The 1,219-nt window shown below is 66.7% G+C and carries 1 protein-coding gene and 1 pseudogene; one reads left to right on the top strand and one right to left on the bottom strand.

Going from position 1 to position 1,219, the window contains the following annotated elements:
* A pseudogene (locus tag AC0L3X_RS47140) lies at positions 1 to 385 on the bottom strand (histidine kinase); the annotation flags it as partial.
* A 188-nt stretch (positions 386 to 573) separates the two neighbouring features.
* Here AC0L3X_RS47140 and AC0L3X_RS47135 point away from each other — a divergent pair.
* The coding region (locus AC0L3X_RS47135) for a DUF2380 domain-containing protein (RefSeq protein ID WP_473317608.1) at positions 574 to 1,219 on the top strand (646 nt) is incomplete at its 3' end.

Here is a 1,219-nt window from a genome sequence, read left to right as displayed (position 1 = left end):
GGCCGGGGTCGAACAGGCTGCGATAGAAAGCCACGAAGACTTGCGGCGGCGGGTTCGCCGGGATCGGCGCGCCACTGCAGAATCGCTGGATGATGTCGCCGCTCACGCCGCGGAACGCCAGGCACAGGCCGGGCGTCATCACATAGGCCGAAACGGGGTCGAGGTTGGGAAAGTCCGAGCGCGGGCTAGCCACCCACTGGATCTTGCCCTGTTGCAGCTCCAGCGTCTTGGCCACGATGGCGGCGATGTCGTCGAGGCGCGCATGGGCCGCGCGGTCGGCGGTGATGAGGAAATAGGCGGAGATCGCGGCGAAGCACGCGGCCGATATGGCGGCCACGCGCAACGTCAGACGGACCTTGAGATCGAACCTCGGGCGGTTCCACATCGGCGGGCACCTGGCGCGAACGGAATTGTCGCCGGCGCATTAAACGGCAGAACGCGAGCGGCGCAAAGCACTGCGCATACCGCGGTGCAACGTCGTGAAATTTTCCCGGCCTTGGTCGGGACCAGCGCAGCTGCATGACCTGAGGCTGCCGTCCAGATTGCGCCGCCGCTCCATCACACGAGGCCCGCATGCGCCGTATCAGCTTGATCCTCTCTGCTTTCCTCCTCTTCGTCCTCCCGGCGGCCTCTTCGCCTGCCGGCGCCGAGGATGCCATCGGCGTTGCCATGGACGATTTCAGCTACACCGATACGTCGGCCGAACCGGCCAACCAGACCGCCGCCCACGAGCGGCGGCTGTCGGCGTTCATGGCCGCGCTCAGGCGGGATATCAGTGCGGACGGCCGCTACCGGCCGGTGCCGTCTGCCCAGGACGGCGCGGCATTCAAGGTCATCGGCGGCATCCAGAAGACCAGCACGCTGGTGCAATGGGCCAAGGTCGCCGTGATCGACGTCGGCGCCAAGAAGCTCGTGATGGACAAGCTCTACACCTTCCGCGGCGACAATGATGAATCATGGGAGCGCGCCGAGATTTTCGTGTCTCGCGAGGTCATGGCCGCGCTCGCCACGCCCGCGCCGGTCGCGTTGGCCGTGTTCGATTTCGAGCTCGAGGATACGACCGCCGCCTCGGCTGGCGCTTCAGCCACGTCGGATACGTCATACTTGGCCGAAGTTACCGCCAGCGTGCGCGAGGCGCTGGGCCAATCCGGCCGCTACCGCATCGTTGATGCCGGCGGCGAGGCGGTCAAGGCGCGCGCCTTGCGGGATTGTGGTGGCT

Source organism: Bradyrhizobium sp. MI1.7 (assembly GCF_055811795.1).
Note: the sequence above shows the minus strand (reverse complement) of the source record. Positions and strands in the feature narration are given on the sequence as shown.